The 22,606-nt window shown below is 66.8% G+C and carries 18 protein-coding genes; 6 read left to right on the top strand and 12 right to left on the bottom strand.

What is annotated here, in order from left to right; genetic code table 11:
* Window positions 1–133: 133 nt before the first annotated feature.
* A complete protein-coding gene (locus tag DB30_RS13820) occupies window positions 134–2,053 on the bottom strand; it encodes a D-arabinono-1,4-lactone oxidase (RefSeq protein ID WP_052548896.1) in 1,920 nt (639 codons plus the stop codon).
* A gap of 158 nt (window positions 2,054–2,211) precedes the next feature.
* Between DB30_RS13820 and DB30_RS13815 the strand changes: the two genes are divergently transcribed.
* A complete protein-coding gene (locus DB30_RS13815) occupies window positions 2,212–2,973 on the top strand; it encodes a type 1 glutamine amidotransferase domain-containing protein (RefSeq protein ID WP_052548895.1) in 762 nt (253 codons plus the stop codon).
* A gap of 249 nt (window positions 2,974–3,222) precedes the next feature.
* Here the strand turns inward: DB30_RS13815 and DB30_RS13810 are convergent, their stop codons facing one another.
* From DB30_RS13810 to DB30_RS41410, 6 genes are all read right to left on the bottom strand, one after another.
* On the bottom strand, window positions 3,223–4,581 hold the full coding sequence (locus DB30_RS13810; protein WP_146658778.1) for a Vgb family protein: 1,359 nt from the start codon (window positions 4,579–4,581) through the stop codon (window positions 3,223–3,225).
* A 153-nt stretch (window positions 4,582–4,734) separates the two neighbouring features.
* Complete coding sequence (locus DB30_RS13805) at window positions 4,735–5,754, bottom strand: hemolysin family protein (RefSeq protein ID WP_052548937.1); 1,020 nt, start codon at window positions 5,752–5,754, stop codon at window positions 4,735–4,737.
* A 129-nt stretch (window positions 5,755–5,883) separates the two neighbouring features.
* Entirely contained in the window at window positions 5,884–7,560 is a 1,677-nt protein-coding gene (locus tag DB30_RS13800; protein WP_052548892.1) for a protein kinase domain-containing protein, read from the bottom strand.
* A 243-nt stretch (window positions 7,561–7,803) separates the two neighbouring features.
* Window positions 7,804–8,967 (bottom strand): choice-of-anchor L domain-containing protein, encoded by a 1,164-nt coding sequence (locus DB30_RS13795; RefSeq protein ID WP_146658776.1) that lies wholly within the window; start codon window positions 8,965–8,967, stop codon window positions 7,804–7,806.
* Window positions 8,968–8,983: 16 nt separating this feature from the next.
* A complete protein-coding gene (locus DB30_RS13790) occupies window positions 8,984–10,027 on the bottom strand; it encodes a hypothetical protein (protein ID WP_052548890.1) in 1,044 nt (347 codons plus the stop codon).
* Window positions 10,024–11,844, bottom strand: a complete 1,821-nt coding sequence (locus DB30_RS41410; RefSeq protein WP_146658774.1) for a DUF11 domain-containing protein — start codon at window positions 11,842–11,844, stop codon at window positions 10,024–10,026. The genes DB30_RS13790 and DB30_RS41410 overlap by 4 nt, the downstream gene beginning before the upstream one ends.
* 161 nt (window positions 11,845–12,005) lie before the next feature.
* On the opposite strand from DB30_RS41410, the gene DB30_RS13780 reads away from it, so the two are divergent.
* From DB30_RS13780 to DB30_RS13765, 4 genes are all read left to right on the top strand, one after another.
* The gene (locus tag DB30_RS13780; protein WP_146658772.1) at window positions 12,006–12,287 is read left to right on the top strand and encodes a hypothetical protein; all 282 of its coding nucleotides are present in this window, start codon (window positions 12,006–12,008) and stop codon (window positions 12,285–12,287) included.
* Window positions 12,288–12,529: 242 nt separating this feature from the next.
* Window positions 12,530–13,465, top strand: coding sequence for an ATP-grasp domain-containing protein (locus DB30_RS13775; RefSeq protein ID WP_052548887.1), 936 nt, complete (start codon window positions 12,530–12,532; stop codon window positions 13,463–13,465).
* An 8-nt stretch (window positions 13,466–13,473) separates the two neighbouring features.
* Window positions 13,474–14,508, top strand: coding sequence for a succinylglutamate desuccinylase/aspartoacylase family protein (locus tag DB30_RS13770; RefSeq protein ID WP_146658770.1), 1,035 nt, complete (start codon window positions 13,474–13,476; stop codon window positions 14,506–14,508).
* A gap of 98 nt (window positions 14,509–14,606) precedes the next feature.
* Window positions 14,607–15,263, top strand: a complete 657-nt coding sequence (locus DB30_RS13765) for a hypothetical protein (protein ID WP_146658768.1) — start codon at window positions 14,607–14,609, stop codon at window positions 15,261–15,263.
* Here the strand turns inward: DB30_RS13765 and DB30_RS13760 are convergent.
* The 5 genes from DB30_RS13760 to DB30_RS13740 form a co-directional block, all read right to left on the bottom strand.
* Window positions 15,260–15,904 carry a DUF4291 domain-containing protein gene (locus DB30_RS13760; protein WP_052548885.1) on the bottom strand — a complete coding sequence of 215 codons (645 nt, stop codon included), beginning with the start codon at window positions 15,902–15,904 and terminating at the stop codon, window positions 15,260–15,262. The two genes, DB30_RS13765 and DB30_RS13760, sit on opposite strands and share 4 nt — an antisense overlap.
* A gap of 542 nt (window positions 15,905–16,446) precedes the next feature.
* The gene (locus DB30_RS13755; protein ID WP_052548884.1) at window positions 16,447–18,258 is read right to left on the bottom strand and encodes a cation:proton antiporter domain-containing protein; all 1,812 of its coding nucleotides are present in this window, start codon (window positions 18,256–18,258) and stop codon (window positions 16,447–16,449) included.
* Between the two features lie 6 nt (window positions 18,259–18,264).
* Window positions 18,265–18,579, bottom strand: a complete 315-nt coding sequence (locus tag DB30_RS13750; protein ID WP_052548883.1) for a hypothetical protein — start codon at window positions 18,577–18,579, stop codon at window positions 18,265–18,267.
* Window positions 18,576–18,944: an HPr family phosphocarrier protein gene (locus tag DB30_RS13745; RefSeq protein WP_165703753.1), complete on the bottom strand. Its 369-nt coding sequence runs from the start codon at window positions 18,942–18,944 to the stop codon at window positions 18,576–18,578. Before DB30_RS13745 ends, DB30_RS13750 begins: the two co-directional genes overlap by 4 nt.
* Window positions 18,945–19,013: 69 nt before the next feature.
* Window positions 19,014–19,340, bottom strand: coding sequence for a hypothetical protein (locus tag DB30_RS13740; RefSeq protein ID WP_146658763.1), 327 nt, complete (start codon window positions 19,338–19,340; stop codon window positions 19,014–19,016).
* Between the two features lie 261 nt (window positions 19,341–19,601).
* On the opposite strand from DB30_RS13740, the gene acnA reads away from it, so the two are divergent.
* Entirely contained in the window at window positions 19,602–22,400 is a 2,799-nt protein-coding gene (gene acnA, locus DB30_RS13735; protein WP_052548880.1) for an aconitate hydratase, read from the top strand.
* The last annotated feature ends 206 nt before the right edge of the window (window positions 22,401–22,606 follow it).

The raw sequence follows: 22,606 nt of genomic DNA, 5'->3' as shown, positions 1-22,606 counted from the left end.
GCTGGCGGCAAGCGGGACGACGGAGTCGACAACGCGGACGACACGGACTTCGCCGGGACTGACGACTCCGGCTTTCTGTCTTCGTCTTCGCCCTGGGCGAACGACCTCGTGGCTTGGTTTCGCCGCCTTAGCCCTACCCCCCAAGCACCCGCTGCGTGAACGCGTTGAGGAACTTACCGTTGGGATCCTGCGCGGCCCGGACCGCTTGAAAGCGAACGAAGCGATCCCCGTGGATCTCGAGCATGTCCTGCGCGCTCACGTTGGTCTTCTTGCCCAAGTGCGGCTGCCCATCGTGCTCGCGCAGGATCTCTTCGGCCTTCGCAAACACCCGCTCGTGATCCCGAGACAACGGCGTGGCCAGCTCGATATACGCGCTGCGCCGCCCGGCGCCCGGGCCGATCAGCGACTGCGAGCGATCAGGCGTGAACCTACACTCGACGATCGAGAAGAAGTCCTCGGCGCTCAACAGCGCCAAGATCTGATTCAGGCAGACCTGGTAGCGCTCGAAGGGCACGCCAAATTCGATCTCGTCGTGGCGGTAGAACAGCTTGCGTCCAAACCCGCGGCTGCCGGGCATGACAACGGTGTGATCCGGGGCGACCAAGTCCGAGAGCCACGCGTCCTCGTCGATGTCGGCGATCCGCCGGGCGAGCCCAGGTACGAACGCGCTGACGGCAAAGTCGGACAGCTCGTTGCGGGTCTCGAGCTTCTCCCACTTGGGGGTCAGCGGCGCGCTGCTGCGATTCCACTGGTGCACGCGCACGGCCTCCGCCTCGCGGGCACCACCAATGTAATAGAAGCTGATGTGATCGTTGGCGCGCAGCAGGCCATCGAGGCTGGACTCCGCGTGGGCGCGATCGACCATCTGCGTGACCTTCTCGACGTGGAACGAATCAACGAGCTGCAGCTCGACCTCGCTCACGACCCCGCAGGTCCCGATCCCGCCGATCGCCGCGTGAAACAGCGGATCGCCGGGACGCACGGTCTGGGCCACGCCGTCAGCGGCGATCACCCGCAGCGACAAGATCTGCTCCGACAAGAACCCAGCGTCGCGACCGGTGCCGTGGAGATCCGTGGCCACGAGCCCGCCAATGCTCTGGCTGTCGGTCGAGCCCAACACCGGCAGGCCCAAGCTCGCCTCCCACAGCGCCTTGTTCAGATCCCGCAGACGAATGCCCGCCTGGACCCGCGCGGTCTTGCGCTCGGGGTCGAGGTTTAGGATCCGCCCGTACGCGTCGAGCGAGATCATGTGCGCCGAACACAGGGGGCCATCGTTGAAGCTGTGCCCGCCACCGACCACCCGCAGCTCGCTGGCCTTCGAGATCGCGCTGCACAGCTCGTCCTCGCTGCTTGGGCACAGGTACGCGGCCGGGCGGGCCCGGTAGCTGGCGGTCCAGTTGGTCCACTCGCCATCCTCGTAGTGGCCCTCGTGCTCGGCGTTGCCTGTCGCCAAATACAGCCCGCCGTGGACCAGGTCGAACAGCTTGGTCGAGAGCCGCTCACCCACGCGAGACAGGAAGCCTTGGACGCCGCGGGTCGAGCGGGTGTGGTCAACCAGCGCGTTGGCGAGCTCCTCGAGCTTGGCCACGCGCAAGATCGCCACCACGCTCGCGTCGTTCCACCGCGGATCCGCGCGCTCGAGCTTGTCGATCTGATCACAGAGCGCAGCGAGCTGCTCATCCCGGACAAAGCCCTGCTCGCGGCGCGCGTTGTCGGCCACGATCAGCGCGCGGCTCATGTCGCGCGCGAGCGCGACGAGCTTGGGACGCTGCTCGTGCTCGGCGAGCTCGGGCACCGCCGCGAGCAACCCCTCGAACAGCGCGTTGGCCTGCTCGGGCTGGTCGCACAGGCTGATCATCGCCCACGGACGTCGCGCCGTGGATGCCAGCCAAAACCGTAGATCGCTGGGGTCGAGCTCCGCGACCCCGCCTGTCGCCGCCGCCACCGCCAGCGCGTCGAGGTGCCAGCCCTCGAGCCGCTCATCGATCGCGGCCTGCTCCTCGGGGGTCAAGGCCGCGTAGGCCGGATGTTGCCGCAGTTGGTCGCGCTTCATGATCCTGCGGCGATGCTATCGCAGCTCAGTGCCAGCGCTAAGACGCGCCCCAGCCACCCGGCCAACCCTTAGAGCCGTACCTGCCTGCGTCCGCCTGCGGAGGTATAAGGGGCCTCCAGTCCGCGCATGCGTGCACGAGCTGAAGCCAGTCCGAGCCGATGAAGATCCTGTTCCCCCTCCCCTCCCGCGACTTCGACCCGACCGAGTCGTCAGTGCCCTGGCGCGCGCTGATCGACGCCGGCCACGAGGTCGTGTTCGCCACCCCCGATGGCCAGCCAGCCGCCGCGGATCGCCGGATCGTCAGCGGCCGCGGGTTTGCGATCTGGCGGCAGTGGCTACGCGCCGTCACCCACGCTCGCGACCTCTACGCACAGATGGCCGACAGCGACGCGTTTCAGCACCCGCTGTCGTTCGACCAGCTCGATCCCGAAGCGTTCGACGCCGTGGTCCTGACCGGCGGCCACGCGCCCAGCATGAAGCCCTACCTCGAGTCCGAGCAGGTCCAGGCGCTGGTCGCCAAGTACATGCTCGACAACAAGCCCGTCGGCGCGCTGTGTCATGGCGTGCTGGTGGTCGCGCGTGCCCGCGATCCCAAGACCGGCCGCTCGGTCCTGCACGGGCGCAGGACGACCGCCCTGACCAACGCGCAAGAACGCATGGCCTGGGCAATGACGGGGCTGTGGCTGGGCTCCTACTACCGCACCTACGCGCAGACCGTGCAGGACGAGGTCACGCAGGCCTTGGCCGCCGCGGCCGACTTCGAGACCGGTCCGTTCTTGCTGCGCCGCGAGGGGCCAGAGCGACGCGACTACGGGTTCACCCTGCGCGATCGAAACTACCTGTCGGCCCGCTACTTCACCGACAGCTACAAGTTCGCGGACGAGTTCGTGGCCCTGCTCGCCGAGTACGCTGGCGGTTGAGAGCGAGCTGTCATTCAGCTCGGGCAGGACGCCTCGCCCGCTCGCAGGCGGTATTCGTCGACCGGTTCATGCCGGCCTCGAGTTGGCTGGGACGTTGGGCGAGCTGGTGCTTGGCGGGCTGACCTGGGCGACGCTGCGGGCACGCGTGTGGCGAGTGCCCGCTAACGAAGTCCCGCGGCAACCCCCCGAGTTCCGCGCGTGGCTAGCCAAGCAATGGCTAGCCGTCGACGCGTTCATCCAGGATCAAGATCAGCCGCTGGGCGAGCCGACGTTGGTCAGCGCGTAGCCGGTCATGTCCGAGTACGTGTACGCGCCAACCAGCCCGTTGTAGGTCCAGAACTGCCCGGTCTCGGGGTCGATCTTGCTGGCGGTGCTGCCGTTGGCCACCGCCCACACGTAGCCCTCGAAGTCGATGCTGATGCCGTACGAGCCGCCAGCGGCCCACTGCTTCTCGACCATCAGGGTGTCGCGGTTGATGCCCATGACCCCGTTGCCGCCTTGCGACACCCACAGCAGCCCGTCTTCGCCTGCGTCGGCCATGCAGCCGGTGTAGCCGCCGACTGCCGCGGTCTGCCAGGTCTCTGTCATGGGGTCGAAGCGCGCGACGCTGCTGCTGCAGGTCCACACGTAGCCCTCGGAGTCGACGGTCATGCCGTACCCACTCACCGGCATCTGCCAGATGTCGTAGGTCATGTCCGCGCGGTTGACCCGGACCAGCTTGCCGGCGCCGAGCTGCGAGCCCCAAAAGTCGCCGTTGCCATCGACGGCGCCGCCGTAGATGCCGTAGTAGCTGGCGGCGACGCCCTGGAGGGTGATCATCTCTTTGGTTGAGCCGTCCTCACCATCGAGCACGTAGACGTCGATGGTCTGGCCCTGGGTCGCGGCGGTCCACAGCTCTTCGTCTTCCCAGTAGCAGGTGCCTTCGTTGAACTCACCCGCACCCCAGGCGACCGGGCGCTGCGACGCGTACTGCATTGGCTTGTGCCAGGCGACGCACTCTTCCGTGCCCCACGGCAGCGCCTGGTTGCTGTTGGAGGTCTGGATGCCGGGCATCCCGTTGGACTCCTGGCACGACTCTTCGTTCGCGTAGATCTTGGTCACGCCGCCGCTGCGACTGGCGACCGCGACGTCGCCCGAGAGGCTGACCGAGGTGCGAGACGGTGAGCCTGCGCCGTCGGGGCGGACCTGGTAGCGCCCGACCTCCGTGACCGTCTTGGTGTCGATCTTGGTGATCGTGCCCTGCGAGCTGTTGGCCGCCCAAAGATACGAGAACTCGGGATCGTCGTTGCCACCGCTGCCGCAGTTGAAGGCAGCATCGGGGACCGTCAAGGTGTCGAACTTCTGGTTGCTGCCAGTGCCGCCATCGCCGGAATCACCGTCACCATCGCCGGGGTCACCGTCGCCGTCACCGGAGTCACCGTCGCCGGAGTCACCATCGCCAGCGTCGCCATCACCGTTGCTGTTTGTGTTGGTGTTGGTGTCAGCGCTGGAGCTGTTCCCAGTTTCGCCGCTGGCACTGATGCCGCTGGAATCAGTGTCAGCTCCGCCGTCGCTGCTTGAACAGCCAAGCGCCAAGCCCAAAGTACAAATAATCGCCGATTTCTTCATGAGACGAACCCCGAGTCATCCTATCCCCATTGGGCATGGCGTCGCAAGAAGTGAAGACGTCCAATGCGTGAGCAGGCGCTACATCTCGCCGCCAACGGCTTCGCTCGGGCGCCGCCCAGTCGGCGCTCAGCCTACCCTCCCCTACCCTATACCCTACCCCCGTGGCTGGGGTGAGTTGACGCCCGCGCGCAGATCGACCACCTGGTCGGTCTCGTCGACGATCTCGCCCGTCAGGATCTCCAGCACATCCTCGAGCGTCACGACCCCAGCGACCCCGCCAAACTCGTCGAGGACCACGGCGAGGTGGCGGCGGCTGGTCTGAAATTCGCGCAACAGCGCGTCGGCTCGGACGTCCTCGGTCGTGGTCGGAACCTCCTCGGCGATGTCGCGCAGCCGGGCGCCCCCGCGGCCTTCGAGCAGCTCGACGAGCAGCTCGCTGCGCAGCACGACCCCGATCACGTCGTCGCGCGAGTTCCCGACGACGACCAGGCGCGTGTGCTGCGAGCTGACGATCGCCGCGCGGCAGTCCTCGAGGGTCGCGTCGCCGCGCAGCGAGCTCATGCTCACCCGCGGCGTCATGATCTCTCGGGCCCGCCGATCGTCGAGGGTGAAGGCCCGGCGGATCAGCTCCGACTCGTTGGTGCCGATCGATCCCTGCTTCGCCGCGATCCCAGCGAGCATCCGAATCTGCGCCTCGTTGACGGTCAGCCCAGCCTTGCTCTCGCCAACGATCGGCCGGGTCACCAGCTCGATGAACCAGATCAACGGCGTGAGCAGCTTGGTGACGGTCAAGACCGTTCGGGCGATCGCCGGGGCGAGGGCGTCCGCGTTTCGCTCTCCGATGGTCTTGGGGATGATCTCGGAGAACACGATGACCATGAACGTGAGCACGCCCGAGAACACGCCCAGCCAGGTCTCACCCAGAATCCCGGCGGCGAGGCTACCCACGATGATGCTGCCGACGATGTTCGCGATATTGTTGAGGATGACGATCGCGGCGATCGGCCGCTCCATCGCGGCGCGGATCTCGAGGAGCGCGCGCCCCTTTGCGCTGCCCTCTGCTGCAAGGGCCTGGGCCTTGACGAGCGAGACGGAGAACAGCGCGGCCTCGGCCCCCGAGCAGAGCGCCGAGGCCACGAGCACGCTGAGGACCGCGAGGACGAGGCCGAGCATGGGGGAGACCATACCCGACCACGCGGCCCGCTCAGGCCGCGGTCGATCTTCAGCAGGCCCAACCGGCCCAACCGGCCCAACCGGCCCAACCGGCCCAACCGGCCTAACCGGCCTAACCGGCCCAACGAATCATGGCCGAACCCCCGCCGGCCGGCTGCACTGCATCAGCGCGTACACCTCGGGGAACACCTTTTCGTACTCGTCCTCGAGCGCCGCGGTCAACCCGGACGCGCCATCCAGATCCGCGTCCATGATGAACGCGCAGGTGGCCCGGGCGAGCCGAGCGAGATCGGTCAGCCCCAGCGAGTCGGCGCTCAACACCAGTCGCTGGCAGATCCCCGACGCGCGCGCCAGCTCGCCGTTGGTCAGGGACAGATTCACATCCGCGAGCCACTGCGGCACCTCGCCGATGAACCCGTCGAGCGCGGCGTGCAGCTGACCTGCGTCGTACAGCCGCTCGATCATGGGCGTCGACAGCCGACCCGAGCTCGACGTCCCCGTCGTCTGCCTGCGCCCCAACGCCCGCGCCACCTCGGCGCGCAGCTCATCGAGCTGCTCCGGCAGCTGCACGAACGCGCTGGCGCCCGCGCGCATCCAGTGAGCCCCGCCCTGCTCCGCGCTCCCGATCACGACGACGGCGAGCTCCTCGTAGCACTCGGCGAGCATCTGGACGAGCTCGCCAACATCGACGCCCGGAAGATCGGCGTCGAGGACCGCCGCCGCATAGGCGCCAGGGTTGGACCGGGTCAGCTCGCGCACGTCACAGGCGACGACCGCGATGTCGCCCTCGCGCTGCAGATAGCTGGTCGTCAGCGCCCGCAGCACGGAGTTTCCAACGACGACCGCGACCGTGCGCGACTGCGAGGCCGCGGGTGCCGTCACAGCCTCGACGCCGACCGAGCTCGTGCGCGACTGCCTGCGCGTGCGGGCGGCGAACCCAGGCTCACTTTGCTCGGCCAGCGTGGCGTCGAGCGCCGCTCGCCACTCATCCAAGAATCCCTCGACGGAGAGGCGGCGCTCGTACGCTGGAATCAACATCCGCGAGACGACCTCGGCCAGACGTCGCGGCGCATCCGGCCGCACCTGCAGCGGATCTGGACCCAGCGGAGAGCCCAGCCGGCGCAGCAGGGTCCCGTCGCTGTAGTCGTCGGGTCGCTCGTACCCGGTCAGCGCCCACCACAAGATCGCGCCAAGACTGTACACATCGGTGCGCGGGGTGACCTGTCCTTGCAGCTGCTCGGGCGCGAGGTAGCCCGGCGTGCCCATCGGTCCCAGCGTCTTGTTTGGCGCGTCGAGCAGCTTGGCCACGCCGAAGTCGAGCAGCGTCACGGACAGCTCGCGGCTGCGCGTGCACACGATGACATTGCTCGGAGCCAGATCACGATGAACGATGCCGACCTCGTGCAGAGCCCGCAGCGCCTCGCCGAGCTGCTTTCCCAGCGCGCCCAGCTCGGCGAGTGGCAGCGGCGCCGCGAGCTTCAGGCGTGTACACAGGGCCTCCCCCTCGACGAACTCCATCGCGATCGCCGGGATCCCGTCCGCGGTCTCACCGACCATGTAGATGGTCACGACGTTGGGATGCGACACGCGGCTGGCGGCCCGGGCCTCGACCCCAAACCGACGACGGATCTCCGCGGCTTGGGGACCCTCGAGCAGGTAGGGATGCGGCAGCTTGACCACCGCGCGCCGGTCCGTGCCGAGCTGATGGGCGAGATAGGCGACCGCGAACGCACCAGCGCCAAGCCGGCGCTCGAGCCGAAACGAACCCAGGACGACCTGACCAAGTCGGGGAAGAGTGATGGACATGACTCACTTCAGCTCGGGCGAGCCTCCTCCTCGGCGGACTGCAGCCAAGGGCAGCGCCCCAGCGGGCAAAAGCTGCCTCCATATCCGAGCAGCCGCGATCACATCATGAGCAAAAAAATTGCGCGCAACGGGTGGCGATGTTCGGGCGCTGACAGCCGCCTGCGCGCGCAGCACTGGGCCCGCGAATGATTGGCACGCCGACGCTCGGCGAGCGCGCAGGAATCGCTCTGGCTTCCGCGCGGCTCAGGGGACTGGCACTGGCATGGTCGACGGCCCGCCGCCGCCCTCGCACAGCCACCTGAAGTTGTCGAGAAACACGAAGCTGTCGAGGTTGACGTCGTCGAGATCGAAGATCGCAAACACCAGCTCGATCTGATCGCCGGGCACGACCTCGGCGGTCGTCGTCAGCCACGGAGTGCCGGCACCGTAGCGCATGCAGGTGCCCGCGAACTCGGGGAGCAGGCCGTCTTGGTCCTCGTAGTCGAAGAACGCGGCGTTGAGTGAGAGCGCGTGGCCGCCGTCATCGAACGAGATGTTGCCGGTCCAGTTTGGCGCCTCGAGCCAGGCGATGAACATGTCGTTGTAGGACTGGCCCGCGAACACTGGCCACTCCGTCGTGAAGTAGGCCACGTCAAACGCCAGCGCGTGCGCGTCCTCGGGCACAGTTACGCTAAAGCGGATCTCCTGATAGTCGTACTTCCAGCCGCTCTGCTGAAACTGGGCTTGGATCGTGTTGGAGCAGTCGCCGGTACCAACCAACGCCGGATTGCTCAGGCAATCACCGTTGACGTTGTTCTTCTTGATTGGCGCCGGAAAGTTGGTGGTGTCCATGCCGTCGCCGGGCGAGAACCACTTGTTGCAATGGTAGATCTGGTCGCCTGGGTTGACGGGCTCGTCGTCGAGCTCCGCGACGTGACCGGTCGAGAGCACGAAGTACGAGGAGCCCTCCTGCGGATCGTAGGTCGCGGTCGCGCCAAAGCTCGAGCGAACGCCCATGCCGTCTTGGTGAGCGTCAATTGAGGGGTTGATCTGCAGCTCGCCGGGGCAGCCAAGGCCAAGCGCGTTGAACGGGTCCGTGGTCGCGGCATCACACGGCACGTGCGGGAGCGTGCAGTCGCCGTCGCCGTCGCCGTCGCCGCCGCCCTCGGCCACATCGAAGAGCGTCTCGTCGCCGTCGCCATCACCCGGATCGCCGTCGCCGTCGCCCGAGTCACCGTCACCATCACCGTCACCGCCGGTCGTGTCGCTGGCGCCCGTCTGCGTGAGCGTTCCAGTGGACGTGCCCGTCGCGAAGGGCGACGTATCCTGGCCCGCGCCGCCGCCACAGCCACCTGCGCTCAGCAGGCACGAGAGGGCAGCCAACGCAGGGCCAAGGACGGGTGGATGGACGCAGCGACACCAAGCCATGGGAATTGGCGCGAGCCTACCCGATCGGCACAAAATTGTCGCAGGCCTCGCTGATCACCGACACCGACTCGAGAAAGAATGGGCTGTAGTCGGGCTCGCAGATCGACGCGCGGCTGTTGTTCTCGAACAGCTGCAAGAACGCGCTCATCCGCGGCGCGGGGACGGACTCGACCCCGCACAGCGGCATGGCCAGATCGCCGTCTGGCAGCAGCCCGAGCACGACGACGGCCTCGGGTTGCCCGCCCTTGGCAGCGACGACGGCGTCGAACCAATCGCCAGGCTCACCGACCGAGTGCTCGTCGGGCTCGTCGGTGATGATCGTGACCACCAAGATCGCGTCGTCCCGCACAAAGCCCTGGTTGCAGCCGCCCGGCTCGCCAAGCTCGGGCCCGAGCGCGCGGACCATCGCGCCCATCGGCCGCTCCGTGTCGCTGCCGTCAACGCCGACCTTGGCCACGCACGAGAACGCCGAGAGCAGGTCCGGCTCGCCGGCCTGGACGTAGCGGCTGTCGCTGGCCAGCGCGCAGTCTTGGTTGCTGGCGGCCTGGCCCATTGGCGCGATCACGCCGCCACCCAAGCTGATGTCGCACAGGGTTGGCGGCGGCGTGTCGCAGTCGAACTCTGGGGCGCCGGGGCACGCGTTCAAGGTCATGCACGCGTTGGCGCAGTCGGTCCCGCCCCACTGCCCGTCGCTGTCGACGACCATCACGTGCCAGTCGTCGGCCGCGACGTTGTCCATCATCGCCGCGACCAGCCCCGGAAAGCTCGCAATCAAGTTGGCTTGGTTGTCGGCCATCGAGCCCGAAGAATCGATGACGAACAAGAAGTCGATCTTCTCGCAGCCGATCGGCTCACCCTCGGGCAGGTCCATCTCGCCCTGAAGGTCGAGCTTGGCCCCCGTCGTGGGGTTGTCGGTGTCAACGCCGACCCCCGTGTCCTCTTCGGTGCTGACGCCTTCTGCACCGTCGCTGGTGCCGCCCGAGCTGCCGCCGCAGCCGGCTGTGAGCGCGAGCGCCAGACCCAGCGGCAGTCCCAACAAATACGCGATCGAGCGATTCACGCGACACCTCCGCGGCGGCGCAGCAGACCCAGGCCAAGGCCCGCGCCAAGCAACCACCCGAGCGGAGCCGGCGTGGATGGATCGCCGGGCTGGCCGGTGGTGCAGCTGCACCCTTCCGCCCCCGCGTCGGCTGCCCCGCGGTCGCTGCCCGTGCCCGAGTCGCCGCCCGTGTCTTCGGCGGTTCCCCCTTGGTCGCCGCCGTCGTCGCCCGTCTCCCCGGCCGAGCTGCCGCCGTCGCCATCACCCGCAGGATCGCCGTCGCCGTCACCCGAGCCGCCGTCACCGTCACCGTCACCGTCACCCGGGGGCTCGTCGCCGTACAGCGTCTGGGCCACATTCGATGGCAGCGTGAAGTTGTTGAGCCCCACCCGGTAGTCGAGCGCCGCGCTGCTGTCGTACAGCCCGTGCTCGGGCAGGTCGATCACGAAGCTGCGATCACCCCCCTCGTCGGCGCCAAGGTTGCCGAGCTGCCAGACGACCTCGTCGCCGACCAACATGCCGCCCTCGGTTGCCGAGACGAAGCTCGTGTTCGGCGGCAGCTGGGCGCGCAGCACCGCGTCGAGGGCCGTGGCCGCGCTCGCGTTGACATACGTGACGTCAACCTCCACGTCCGGGACCATCGTGAACGCTGGCGCCGCGGTGGCCAGGTTCAGGCTGGGTAGCCCGTCCACGGTCGCGCACGGGGCCTCGAACAACGAATTGAGAAACAGCCGCGTCCCCTGGGTGTCGGGGTTGTCCGAGATCGGGAGGTCGGTGCTGTATTCGTGCCCGCCGAGATAGCTGATCTTGCCGAGCGAGCCGCACTCGGGCTCGCTGGGCGGACAGGTTCCGTCGAGGTAGCCGGTCATCCACACGTCTTCGACCCCGACTGGCGTGCCCTCGCCGGTGAGCATCGTGATTCCGCCGGCGAGATATTCGTCGCCGGGCGGCAGCGTGTACGAGGGCTCGCTGCCGCCGATCGTCGCGAAGGGCCCGTCGAGCTGCGCGTAGGGCGAGCCAAAATTGAAGTGCTCGACGCCGTCGGGCCGATCGCCGATGTCGAATCCATTTGGCGTCAAGAAAAACCCGTGGGGATCCAGGTTCTCGAACGCGTTGACGGCTTGGCACTCCGCGAAGAAGTGCACGGGGTTATTGAGGTACTCGCGAACCTCGGCGACGACCTCTGGGTCGTCCTCGGCCGCGCCAACGCCCCAGTGCATCGACATCAGCTGGCAGTAGACCGGATCGCCGTCCTCGTCGAACAACAGCCCGTCGCGGTGGTTGTCTTCGGTTGGGCCGCTGAGCTCCGCGACGTCGAGCATGTCGGGGCTGTTGTCGGGCCACGCGAGATCGCCGGTCGAGTCGGGGATCCCCGCGGCCGCCATGTAGCCCCGCGCGATCTTTTGGTTGCCGTCCGCGATCATTGCGATGGTGGGCGCCACCACCAAGTAGTGGCCCACGTCGGCCTCGAACGCCGCCGAGGCCTCGTGCACGGCGACGTTGGGGTTGGCCTGCTGCCAGGCCATGATGATCGGCAGCGCCTCCGCGGCGTCGCTCGAGTCGATGACCCACGGGCCGCCGCGGTAGTCATGGATCGGGATTGGATCCCCGCTGGCGAGATCCGTAGCCGAGGCGCTGAAGTCTGCGCCGTCTTGCAGCTTGGCGGGGTTGATCGCCCAGCGGACCGGGACCCCGTTGCTGAGCAGATCATACACCAGCCCGTACGCGCGCAGCATGCCCATGTCCTGGTAGTCCATGTCCATGGGAATGATCAGCGTCCCCACCTCGAACTGATCCTTTTCTGGATCACCACCAGCATTGGCATCGAGTGGCAACATCATGAGGCTCCCCGCCGCGACCCAACCAATTGCGCTCGTTTTTGAGACCATCGCCATCATTCATGATTGGACCATCGCAGCCCGCGTAATTCCAGGACAGAGTGAACGAAGCCTCTGCGCTCGATTCCACACCGCGGCAATCTTGGGTGTCACTCGAAGCCATGATCGCCGCTCGCCGTCTTTTGTTGCTCGCCCTTGTCCCGCTCGCGTGCACCAAAGACGCTGGCGCAGAGGTTGGGCGTGACACCACGGCCGCCACGGATCGGTCGGGCGACCTGACTGGTGGGGCGAGCACCGACACGACCGAGACCGACACCACCTACACCGACTCCGACTCCGGCGGCGGGTGTGGTGACGGAGTCGTCGATCCGCGCGAAGCGTGCGACGAGACTGGCGTCGTGAAGTGGCTCGTCGAGCGCGACGATTTTGCGCTGCCCAATTAAGACGGCCTCGACGTCTACCAGGCCTGCGGACGCGGGCTTGGACTCGACGATAGCTTGGTGTGCGAGGGCCCCCTCGACGACCACGAACCAGGACAGCGTTTCACGGGCGAGAGCTGGCTGCCCTTCGACCTGATCGCAGCCAACGCTCGAGGCATGGGCGATGGGTTTTATCTACCAAGGTGCGGTGAAGCCGTGCACCCATCCAGACCCCGCGGGGCTCTGGCCCACTACCGGCGGTCCCCATGAAGTGCGTGTTCCTCGTCAACGATGTCGCCGACATCGATCCGTCCACCACCACGGCGATGTTGATTCAGACCGCTTCCACCCGCGGCTTTGGTGTGTTCGTTGGCGACATCGCCAAGCTCGGGGTTGGCGTTGACGACGCCGTTCGGGCCCGAGCGATTCGCCATCCGGACCGAAGCGAGCACGACCTGGTGCTGGCCCCGGGGGACTTGGTCGTCATCCGCACGAACCCCGGCCGGGACACGCGCGTCGGCGTTCACCAGGCCGGCTTGGATCTGTTGGCGCTCGCCCAGCACCAGGGCGTCGTGGTCCTCAATGAGCCCGCGGGTCTGCGCCGCGCGAGCAGCAAGCTCTACAGCACTCGGATCCCGCCCGCGTTCCGGCCCCGCGCGCTGGTCAGCCGCGACCCGAAAGTGTTGCGCGAGTTCGTGAAGACCAGCGCCACGCCCAGCGTGCTCAAGCCCTTATCGGGCACGCGCGGGACCGACGTGTTCAAGGTTCAGCCCAATGATCCAAACCTCGGACAGATCATCGACGTGCTGACCCGCGGCGGCATGGCGATCGCTCAGGAGTACCTGCCAGAAGCGACCCAGGGCGACGTGCGCGTGATCGTGCTCGATGGTGAGCCGCTGCGTGTTGGCTCGGCTGTCGCCGTTGTCCGTCGCAAGCCAAGCGGGGCCGACTTCCGCAGCAATGTCCACATTGGCGGCGTACCGGCCGCGACCGAATTCACCCCGCGACTGCGCGAGATCGTGCAGACCGTGGGTCCCTTGCTGATGAGCGACGGCCTGCCGCTGTGCGGGCTCGACGTGATCGGCGACAAGATCATCGAGATCAACGTGTTCGCCCCCGGCGGACTGAGCGACGCCAATCAATTCTATGGCGTTGACTTTACCGGACCGATCATGGATTCCTTCGTGGCCAAGCGAAGCTGAGCATGTCCATGTCCCCGTCCGCGCCGGCCACCGTCGTCGAGCGCTTCGAGCCCGAAGAATGGCCCGCTGGCCAGATCAGCCGGCTACTCTTGCAGCTGGCCCACGACGGGCTCTCACGGCCGATCGAGCTGCCGGTGTTGGTCGCCCGCGGGGCCAAGCCGGGCCCAATCCTAGGGCTGACCGCGGCGCTGCATGGCAACGAGCTCAACGGGATCCCGGTGATCCGGCGGCTGTTCGAGCGCCTGGATCCCAAGACCCTGCGCGGCACCGTGGTTGGCGTGATCGTGGTCAACGTGCCTGGCTACCTCAACCATGAGCGTGGCTATGGCCAGTGGGACCTCAACCATATGTTCCCGGGCAACCCTCGGGGCAACGCGGCGTCGGTCTACGTCAGCCGGCTCGTCGATCGTCTGGTCCGCCGGCTCAACCTGCTCGTGGATCTGCACACGGCAAGCGTGGGCCGGGTCAACTCGCTCTACGTTCGCGCCGACATGACCAACCCCGAGGCGGCCCGCATCGCGTACCTACAGCGGCCGCAGATCATCGTGCACAATCCCCCCTCGGACATGACCCTGCGCGGGGCCGCGGCCGAGCTCGGGATCCCAGCCGTGACCGTTGAGATTGGTAATCCGCAGCGGTTTCATAGCGACTACATCAAGCGCACGCTCACGGGGTTGCGCGCGGTGCTGGCGGATCAACACATGATCCGCACCCGCGCGGTCAAGCTGGGTCCACCGCCCGTGCTGTGCGAGCGCTCGTACTGGACCTACACCGATCACGGCGGCCTGCTCGAGGTCTCGCCCGAGGTCACCGAGCACGTAGAGGCGGGGCAGACGGTCGCGCGCTTGACGACGCCGTTTGGGGATCTGATCGCGGAGTATGCCGTGCCCGAGGCGGGGGTGGTGGTCGGGCATAGCGTGAACCCGGTCGCCGAGACTGGGGCGCGGATTCTTCATGTTGGGGTGCCGGCGGTCGACGGGGATCCGCGCTTTCATCAGCGTGAGGCGGTTGGTTCAACCGAGTCGGGCTCCGACGAGGACTAGCAGGCCTTCGCGGCGGAGTCGCGGATCGTGCACGGCTCCGCAGTTTTACTGCCGAGCCCGTGCCGTCCGTGAGGGTCAGAGGGCTATGCTCCACAATAGTGACTCGCCGCGGAACTCTCCTGCTGTGCTTGCTCGTCGCCGCGCCGGCGTGCGGACGAGCGCCCGCCCCCGCCAGCCGAGCCGACCCCACGCCCACGGCCACACCCGTCACGGTGCCGCTGCCGCAGGCTAGACGAGCCGAGCGGGCCCGGTACCGAGCGTTTGCGGATCAGCTGCGCGAGCGCGGGATCGTCGACACGGCGAGCGCAACGGAGCTGAACCAAGCGATCGACCGCCACGCGATTCACAGCTTGCTCGATATCGTCCCGTACTGCCCCCGGGCCCGGGTCATCCGATTGTCGGACTACGCCGAGCACGAGCATGATTCGCGCGCGTATCTCGAGGCGATGCACGCAGACGTCGCGTCGATCATGCCCGAGCTCGCGTTCTCGGCGTTCGAAGGATGCGCCGAAGCCGACGGCTGCGGCGGCGCGCTCGACCGGTGGTTCGCGTGGGTGGCGTCGCTCGAGCACAACGGCAACGACTACGGCCAATATATGGATGGCCTCGACGAGGTGACGGCCGGGTCGGGTTCGGGTGGCACGCTCGGGCGCCCACGCGATCACCGTGGCCGCACCCAAGCGCGCGCCACCCATGACCGGGCGAACGAGTCTTGCGCCAGCGCTCGCCCCCACACCCGACGTGTCGTCGGCTAACCGGTGTAGTCGCTGAGGCCGAGGTGGGCGATGACCTCGGGATCCTCTACCGGGTAGACGCGCTCGAGCGGGGTCTCGAGCCGCTCGAGCCCATCGCGCAGGTTGCCATGTTGCTGCGCGACCATAGCGCTGACGTCGTCGATGCCAAGGCACCAGTCGGTCGCGTAGTCCCGCAATACGCCGCCGCGCAGACCCAGCTGGATGGCCCGCCGCGCGACCTTGTTGCCGTGGGGGTCGTGGTCTGGATCCCACTGCAGACACACCTCCGAGGCTGACAGGCGCTGCTTCCACGCCGCGGGGCTGCCGTAGAGCTCGGCCACGTAGCTCGAGTGCACGGCCTGCGCGAGGATCTGATCGAAGCCCGAGCGGGTCATGCGGATCGCCAGCACGACCTCCTGGCCGGGCTTTTGCGCCCATCCGCATCGATACATCATCCACAGGAAATTGGGTTTGATCCAGCTCATGCGACTGAAGGACCACTCGCCGCCGAAGCGCTGATGCTCGACAGCGTAGCGCCCGATGCTGGGGCGATAGGCCTGGTAGACGACGACGGAGTCATCGTCGTAATCCGCGAGGATGTGGCGCCCCTCGGGCGGCCACTGGGCGCGCTGCTGGAGGTAGGGAGCGAGGCGGGGTCTCATTCGTGTCGTCTGTACACTATACCTGACTGGGGTGCAACAACAGCCGCATCATTCAGGCATCGATCAGAGGGCTCCGCGCTATCGAGCTCGACCGTCGCCTCACATTCTGGATCCCATTGCGAGTTCAGTGGACACGCTGGGAGTGCCAGAATCAGCCGGACTGTCCGCTCCCCTTCCCCGATGATGGGACGAGCACGGTGGTGTTCTTGCGCCACGGTGAAGCCGTGCTTCGAACGACCGAGCGTTCGACGGAACCGAGGGGCCACGCGCATGTGCTGGTACCCGAGCCCCACGCGACCTGGGGCGATATCTTGGGAGCCGCCATGATCGCCGCACCTGCCGAGTGCTTCGGCGAAGAGCTGTCGCTGGCTTGTGAAGGGCCCTGGGTTACGCTGTGGCTCAGCAGCGGCTGAGCGATCACCTCGAGGTCAGCACATCACGATCGTGATCGGACCGGCGAGCCTGACCTGCTTAGGCTGATGCGGCAGCTCGACCAGGACAAGGCTCGGATCGACGCATGCGCCCACGATGTATTTCGCCGACTAATCGAGCACTTCATCCCGCGCGACGGGATCCCCGAATTCACGCTGACGAGCCTCGAGGAATCCATCGATGCTGCCGTTGAGCGCCGCGCACAGGGCCGGGACCACCCCCACGGCGGTCTCGGTTCGCCACGAGAACACATAGTCCGCGCCCGCGGCATAGATGCCCGCCATGTCGCGCAGGCGGACGGCGTTCACCAGGATCTTGGCGTTTGGCGCGATCTTGCGGAGCTGCCGGGTCAGCTCCAGGTTCGTGATCCCTTTGAGGATATCGTCCGAGATCGTACATATGATCACGTCCGCGCCGCTGACCCCTGAACCGTGCAGCGACGCCGGGTTGGCGATGTCGCCGTAGATGACGCGTGGACCGCGAGCGCGGATGCGATCATGGATGGCGACGTTGAAGTCGACCACCAGGGTGTCTGGGATGATCTCGGGGTGCGTCGTCTGGAGATCCTGAAGCAGCGAGGACGCCAGGCGATGAAACCCGAGGAAGACCAGCCGCGGTGCTCGCTCGACCTTGGCCTGCTTCGCCTCGCGATCGTCGCGGATCCCCAGCCACCCCAGCGGGGTCGCTAAAAAGCTGAACAACGGATCGGCTAGCTTGAACAGCATCGGTGTCAGGATCGCCGTGAGCACGAACGCGAAGATCACGATGCTGACGAGCTCGCCATCGATGTGGCCGAGCGAGAGCCCGAGATACGCGATGACGAGGGCGAACTCCGACACCTGCGCGAGCTTGGTCGAGGTCGTGGTGGCGTGACGCCGGTCGAGGCCGGTGACATAGAGCAGCGGCAAGAACACGACGTAGCGGATCAGAAACATCACGAGCGCGAGCGCGAGCGCGGCCAGCAGCACCCCCGCGCCGCTCGGTACCGGGATGCTCATGCCTAGCGCGACGAAGAACAGCGTGATGAAGAAGTCGCGGAGGTTGCCGACCTTGGCGACGACCTCATGCGCGTACGGAAAGGTCGCGATGCTGGTCCCGGCGACGAGCGCTCCGAGCTCCATCGAGACCGAGGGATGGACGGGGAGACCAAGCGCGTCGGCCAGCGGCCCGAGCAGGTTGGCGAGCATCCCGAGCCCGAAACACCAACCCAGCGCCAGCGTCACGACGAGCTCGGGGGACTTGGCGACCAGTCGAAACGCGCTCGGGAGCAAGAAGCGCGTGCCGAACCACGCGACAGCGATGACCACGCCGACCCCCAAGAACGTGCCGATCAGCGGAGCCACGTTGAACGACTCGAGGTTGGGTTGCAGGGCGAGCACGACAATCGCCCAAATATCTTGAAAAATGAGCAAGCCGATGCAGAGCCGGCCGTCGACCGTGTCAATCTGAAGTCGGTCGTGCAGGACCTTGACCACGAGCAAGGTCGAAGAGAACCCGCAGGCCAGGCCGAGGTACAGCGCCGGGTAGACAGCCGTTGATCCGAACCCGAGCGCGGCGGCGCCCATGAACACGCCAAACCCCACCGCTGCACTCAACGGCACCTGCAGCATCCCGGTCACGATCAACGTGCGGCCGCTGGCCAACAGCGCCCGGAGGTCGAGCTCGAGTCCGATCAGGAACAGCAACAAGACGAGGCCGAGCCCGGCAATCGTCTCGATCTGCTCGGGATCGTTGATGAACGCGAGGCCGATCGGGCCGATCACGAGGCCGGCGAAGATGAAGCCCGCGATACTAGGCAGGCGAAGTCGCTCGCACAGCAACGCCAACGCAGCTGCGGCGACGAACGCGACGGCGATGCTCGTGACAATCGGAGGCGTGCCAGCGCCACTCGCCAACAGAAACAGACAGCTGGATGCGTTCATGAGAGGTCATGGGCGCTCCTCGAGCACGTGCCGGACCGGCACGGCTATGAGGAGGATCGCCAACGTTGGTAACAACAACTCGACCGTGAGGAGCGTGCCGCGGGCGGCAACGTACCATGCTGTCGCGCTGGCCACCGCCGAGGTATAGCCCAGCCAAAAGTATGCCGGCAACCGAGGAGCGCCGCTCTTGACATGACACATCCACGCGCAGAGCCCAGCCATCACCACCAGCCCGGCCGCCCAGGTGTAGCCGAGCCGCTCGTGCTCCAAGGCGATCACCCAGGCGCACATCGTCGCCAACCAGCCGGGTAGCTTCGTCATTGTGCCCCGCGGCCTCGCAACACCCGCGCCACGTCTTCGATCGCGGCGTGCGCGTCGGGCCCGACGCAGCGCAGCGTGACCCGCTCGCCGGCCCGCACGCCCAAAATGAGCAGATCAAAGAGCACTCGGGCGTTGGCGATCGCGTGGCTGTCGCACTCGATCGTCAGCTTGCAGGCATACTGCCGCATCCGCCGGCTCAGCTCGCGGGCGACGGCCGAGTCGATGCCAGGCTCGACGCCGACCAGAATGTGTTGAACTAGCTCTCGCTCTATAGGTTGTCGCTGTTTTTTTATTATTGATATCACGATACTGCCTCGGACGCCGGGCACCTCAATCTCCGGTGACCGTCGTCCGACGTCACCCACGAAGACACTCTCGCCTGCAGCACGATCGCGCGCGCTCAGAGCTGAACGCTCGATCGGCTACACGCAGGCTCAGATCAACGTGGGTGGGCCCCGGGCGGCGGTGTTTGAGGCGCCAGGGTCTAACGAGGCAATATATGGGCGGTCCGATTGCGGATGCTTGCGACCAACATCAAAATCGCTGGTCTCGAGGGCCGGCGGAAACACCACAGGATCGTGACCGTCATCCGCTAGATCCGTTGCGACGAGGGTCTCGATCGCGCGTCGGGCCAACACCGCCCCGACGTGCTCGATCTGCCCCACCCGGTCTTCGCCAGTCTCATCTGGGCCCACTGGCATACAGCCCGAGGTCCAGAGGACCACGAGCAGAGCCGCCCAGATACGCCAGCCCGAGGGCATTGGCGGCACTGTAACACCGTCCCCCATGGCGGGCAATGTCACCGCGTCGAGCCGCCGCGCCCCACGCTCCGCGTGCACGGTGGCCAGCGGGTCTCGACGGCTCGCTCCCCACTTCCAACGAGTGAAGAGCAGCGCGGCCAGGCAAGCCACCTCGCTCCACTTCTTGGGAGGAGCATCCGCCAAGCGTGGATGTTGCGTTTGACGCTCCTGGAGGAACACTGGACGGTGGAGAGAGGGACCACCGACGGTGGTCAGTGAGGTATGAACAGTTTCGACGCACGTGCAAACCTCGATGTCGGCGGCAAGACCTACGAGATCTACCGCCTGGATGTGATCCCGGGCTACCAACGGCTCCCCTACAGCCTCAAGGTGCTGCTGGAGAACCTGCTTCGCAACGAGGACGGGGCGCTCGTCACCAAGCAGCAGGTGCAGGCGGTCGCCAGCTGGGATCCGTTGGCCGAGCACGGCGCCGAGATCCAGTACACGCCGGCGCGCGTGCTGCTGCAGGACTTCACGGGTGTGCCCTGCGTGGTGGATCTCGTCGCCATGCGGGACGCCATGGCCGCGTTTGGTGGCGACCCGCAGAAGATCAACCCCCTCATCCCCTCCGAGCTGGTCATCGACCACTCCGTGATCGCCGACGCGTTCGGCACGGCACGCGCGTTCCAGATTAACGCCAACCTCGAATTCTCGCGCAACAAGGAGCGCTACCAGCTGCTGCGCTGGGGCCAGCAAGCGTTCGACGACTTCCTCGTCGTGCCCCCGGACACCGGCATCTGCCACCAGGTGAACCTCGAGTACCTGTCCCGCGTCGTGTTCACCCGCGAGCGTGGCGGCGTCACGCAGGCGTACTGCGACACGCTGGTGGGAACCGACTCGCACACGCCGATGGTCAACGGCCTCGGCGTGCTCGGGTGGGGCGTCGGCGGCATCGAAGCGGAAGCCGCGATGCTTGGCCAACCCATGAGCATGCTGGTGCCCCCCGTCGTCGGCGTGAAGCTCACGGGCAAGCTCCCCGACGCAGCCACCGCCACCGACCTCGTGCTCACCGTGGCGAACGTGCTGCGCCAGACCGGCGTGGTTGGCAAGTTCGTGGAATTCTTTGGCCCCGGGGTCACCTCGATCCCGCTCGCCACACGAGCGACGCTCGGCAACATGAGCCCCGAGTACGGCTCGACATGTGCGATCTTCCCGATCGACGCCGAGACCCTCACCTACCTGCGGCTCACCGGGCGCGCGGAGGATCAGGTGCGGCTCGTCAAAGCCTACGCGAAGGCGCAGGGGCTCTGGCACGATCCCAACCACGCGGCGGACTACTCGCTCGAGATCGAGCTCGATCTAGCAACGGTGGAGCCATCGATCGCGGGCCCCAAGCGCCCACAGGACCGCATCCCCCTACGCAAGGCTCGCAAGGTTGTCAGCGCCATCCTCACCGAAGGTTCGCGCACGCCAGAAGTCCTGACGGGACTCGATGAGGCGTGCGACGAGACGTTCCCGGCCAGCGATCCGCTCGCGCTCACCCCCCTCGACAACGACAAAGACACCGAACCAGAACCAATCGATCGCACCGTCGCACAAAAGGAAACACCGTGGCGATCCAACCCGGTAGCGGTGACCTTCGGCGACGGCTCGACAGCAGACATCGACAATGGCCACGTCGTAATTGCGGCGATCACTTCGTGCACGAACACCTCAAACCCAGAGGTCATGATCGGCGCGGGGCTCATGGCCAAGCGGGCGGTCGAGCTGGGGCTCAGCACCAAGCCGTGGGTCAAGACCACGCTCGCTCCTGGTTCCCGCGTCGTCACCGACTACTACGAGAAGGCGGGGCTCACCCCCTTCCTCGACGCGCTCGGCTTCAACCTGGTGGGCTACGGCTGCACGACCTGCATCGGCAACTCTGGCCCGCTCATTCCAGAGGTCGCGCGGGCGGTCAGCGACAGTCAGCTCAACGTCTCGGCGGTGCTGTCCGGCAACCGAAACTTCGAGGGGCGCATCCACCCGCAGACGCAGATGAACTTCCTCGCGTCGCCGCCCCTCGTGGTCGCGTACGCGCTCGCGGGCACCATGAACATCGACCTGCTCACCGACTCGCTCGGCGAGGGGTCGGATGGGCAGCAGGTCTACCTGCGCGATATCTGGCCGTCGAGGGAAGAGGTGCTGGCGCTCGTGAGCGAGGTCGTGCAGTCGAACATGTTCACCAATGGCTACGCAGACGTGTTCGCCGGGGACCGCAACTGGCAGTCGCTCGAGATTCCAGACGCCAACATGTTCGCGTGGGACAACACATCCACCTACGTGCGCCAGCCGCCGTTCTTCGCTGGCATGCCCCGCGACCCCCAACCGCTCGAAGACATCAGCGACGCGCGGGTGCTCGCCCTGCTCGGCGACTCGGTCACCACCGACCACATCTCACCCGCAGGGAGCATCAAGCGCGACTCGCCGGCCGGAGAGTGGCTCGAGAGCCACGGGGTCGAGCCAGGGAACTTCAACTCCTACGGCGCACGACGTGGCAATCACGAGGTGATGATCCGCGGAACCTTCGCGAACATCCGCCTGCGCAACCAACTTGTCCCCGGTGTAGAGGGCGGCGAGACGCGTCATCTGCCGGGCGGAGAGCGCATGAGCATCTTCGCCGCGAGCCAGCAATACCAGGCAGATGGCGTGCCGCTGCTGATCATCGCTGGCGCCGAGTACGGCTCGGGCTCCTCGCGTGACTGGGCGGCGAAGGGCACGCTGCTGCTCGGTGTGAAGGCCGTGCTGGCGACGAGCTTCGAGCGCATCCACCGGTCCAACCTCATCGGCATGGGCGTGCTGCCGCTGCAGTTCCTGCCCGGCGACACGGCCGCCAGGCTTGGGCTCAGCGGTGAAGAGACCTACTCGATCCGCGGACTCGAGGGGCAGTCACGGACACCGGAGCGGGTCACCGTGTGTGTCACCTCGGGCGCAACGACCCGCGAGTTCGAGGTAGCCGTCCGCATCGACACCCCGGCGGAGGCCGCCTACTACCAGCACGGCGGCATCCTGCAGTACGTCCTGAGGCAGCTGCTCACCTCGTGAGCCCCGCGTCGGGATCACGGGTGAAGCTTGCGCGCCGCTCGGTGCAAGGGGACTAGTGCCCCACACCCTGAGTTCGTTCCGGGTTAGGTGCGGAGCTGAGGCCCAAGGGCGAGGAGCGGCGACGACGCTGTACCGGGCGTACTGCTAGGAGCTGCGACACTGCCATTGGGCCTCAGTGCCGTGCATAACCCGGATCGAACTCAGGG

The organism is Enhygromyxa salina, from assembly GCF_000737335.2.
GTDB lineage: Bacteria > Myxococcota_A > Polyangia > Nannocystales > Nannocystaceae > Plesiocystis > Plesiocystis salina_C.
This window is presented reverse-complemented; position numbering and strand designations above follow the sequence as displayed.

Coding starts and splice junctions, on each gene's coding strand:
- DB30_RS13820 (WP_052548896.1), bottom strand. CDS start 2,053: ATGAAGCGCGACCAACTGCGGCAACATCCGGCCTACGCGGCCTTGACC.
- DB30_RS13815 (WP_052548895.1), top strand. CDS start 2,212: ATGAAGATCCTGTTCCCCCTCCCCTCCCGCGACTTCGACCCGACCGAG.
- DB30_RS13810 (WP_146658778.1), bottom strand. CDS start 4,581: ATGAAGAAATCGGCGATTATTTGTACTTTGGGCTTGGCGCTTGGCTGT.
- DB30_RS13805 (WP_052548937.1), bottom strand. CDS start 5,754: ATGCTCGGCCTCGTCCTCGCGGTCCTCAGCGTGCTCGTGGCCTCGGCG.
- DB30_RS13800 (WP_052548892.1), bottom strand. CDS start 7,560: ATGTCCATCACTCTTCCCCGACTTGGTCAGGTCGTCCTGGGTTCGTTT.
- DB30_RS13795 (WP_146658776.1), bottom strand. CDS start 8,967: ATGGCTTGGTGTCGCTGCGTCCATCCACCCGTCCTTGGCCCTGCGTTG.
- DB30_RS41410 (WP_146658774.1), bottom strand. CDS start 11,844: ATGTTGCCACTCGATGCCAATGCTGGTGGTGATCCAGAAAAGGATCAG.
- DB30_RS13780 (WP_146658772.1), top strand. CDS start 12,006: ATGATCGCCGCTCGCCGTCTTTTGTTGCTCGCCCTTGTCCCGCTCGCG.
- DB30_RS13775 (WP_052548887.1), top strand. CDS start 12,530: ATGAAGTGCGTGTTCCTCGTCAACGATGTCGCCGACATCGATCCGTCC.
- DB30_RS13770 (WP_146658770.1), top strand. CDS start 13,474: ATGTCCCCGTCCGCGCCGGCCACCGTCGTCGAGCGCTTCGAGCCCGAA.
- DB30_RS13760 (WP_052548885.1), bottom strand. CDS start 15,904: ATGAGACCCCGCCTCGCTCCCTACCTCCAGCAGCGCGCCCAGTGGCCG.
- DB30_RS13755 (WP_052548884.1), bottom strand. CDS start 18,258: ATGAACGCATCCAGCTGTCTGTTTCTGTTGGCGAGTGGCGCTGGCACG.
- DB30_RS13750 (WP_052548883.1), bottom strand. CDS start 18,579: ATGACGAAGCTACCCGGCTGGTTGGCGACGATGTGCGCCTGGGTGATC.
- DB30_RS13740 (WP_146658763.1), bottom strand. CDS start 19,340: ATGCCCTCGGGCTGGCGTATCTGGGCGGCTCTGCTCGTGGTCCTCTGG.
- acnA (WP_052548880.1), top strand. CDS start 19,602: ATGAACAGTTTCGACGCACGTGCAAACCTCGATGTCGGCGGCAAGACC.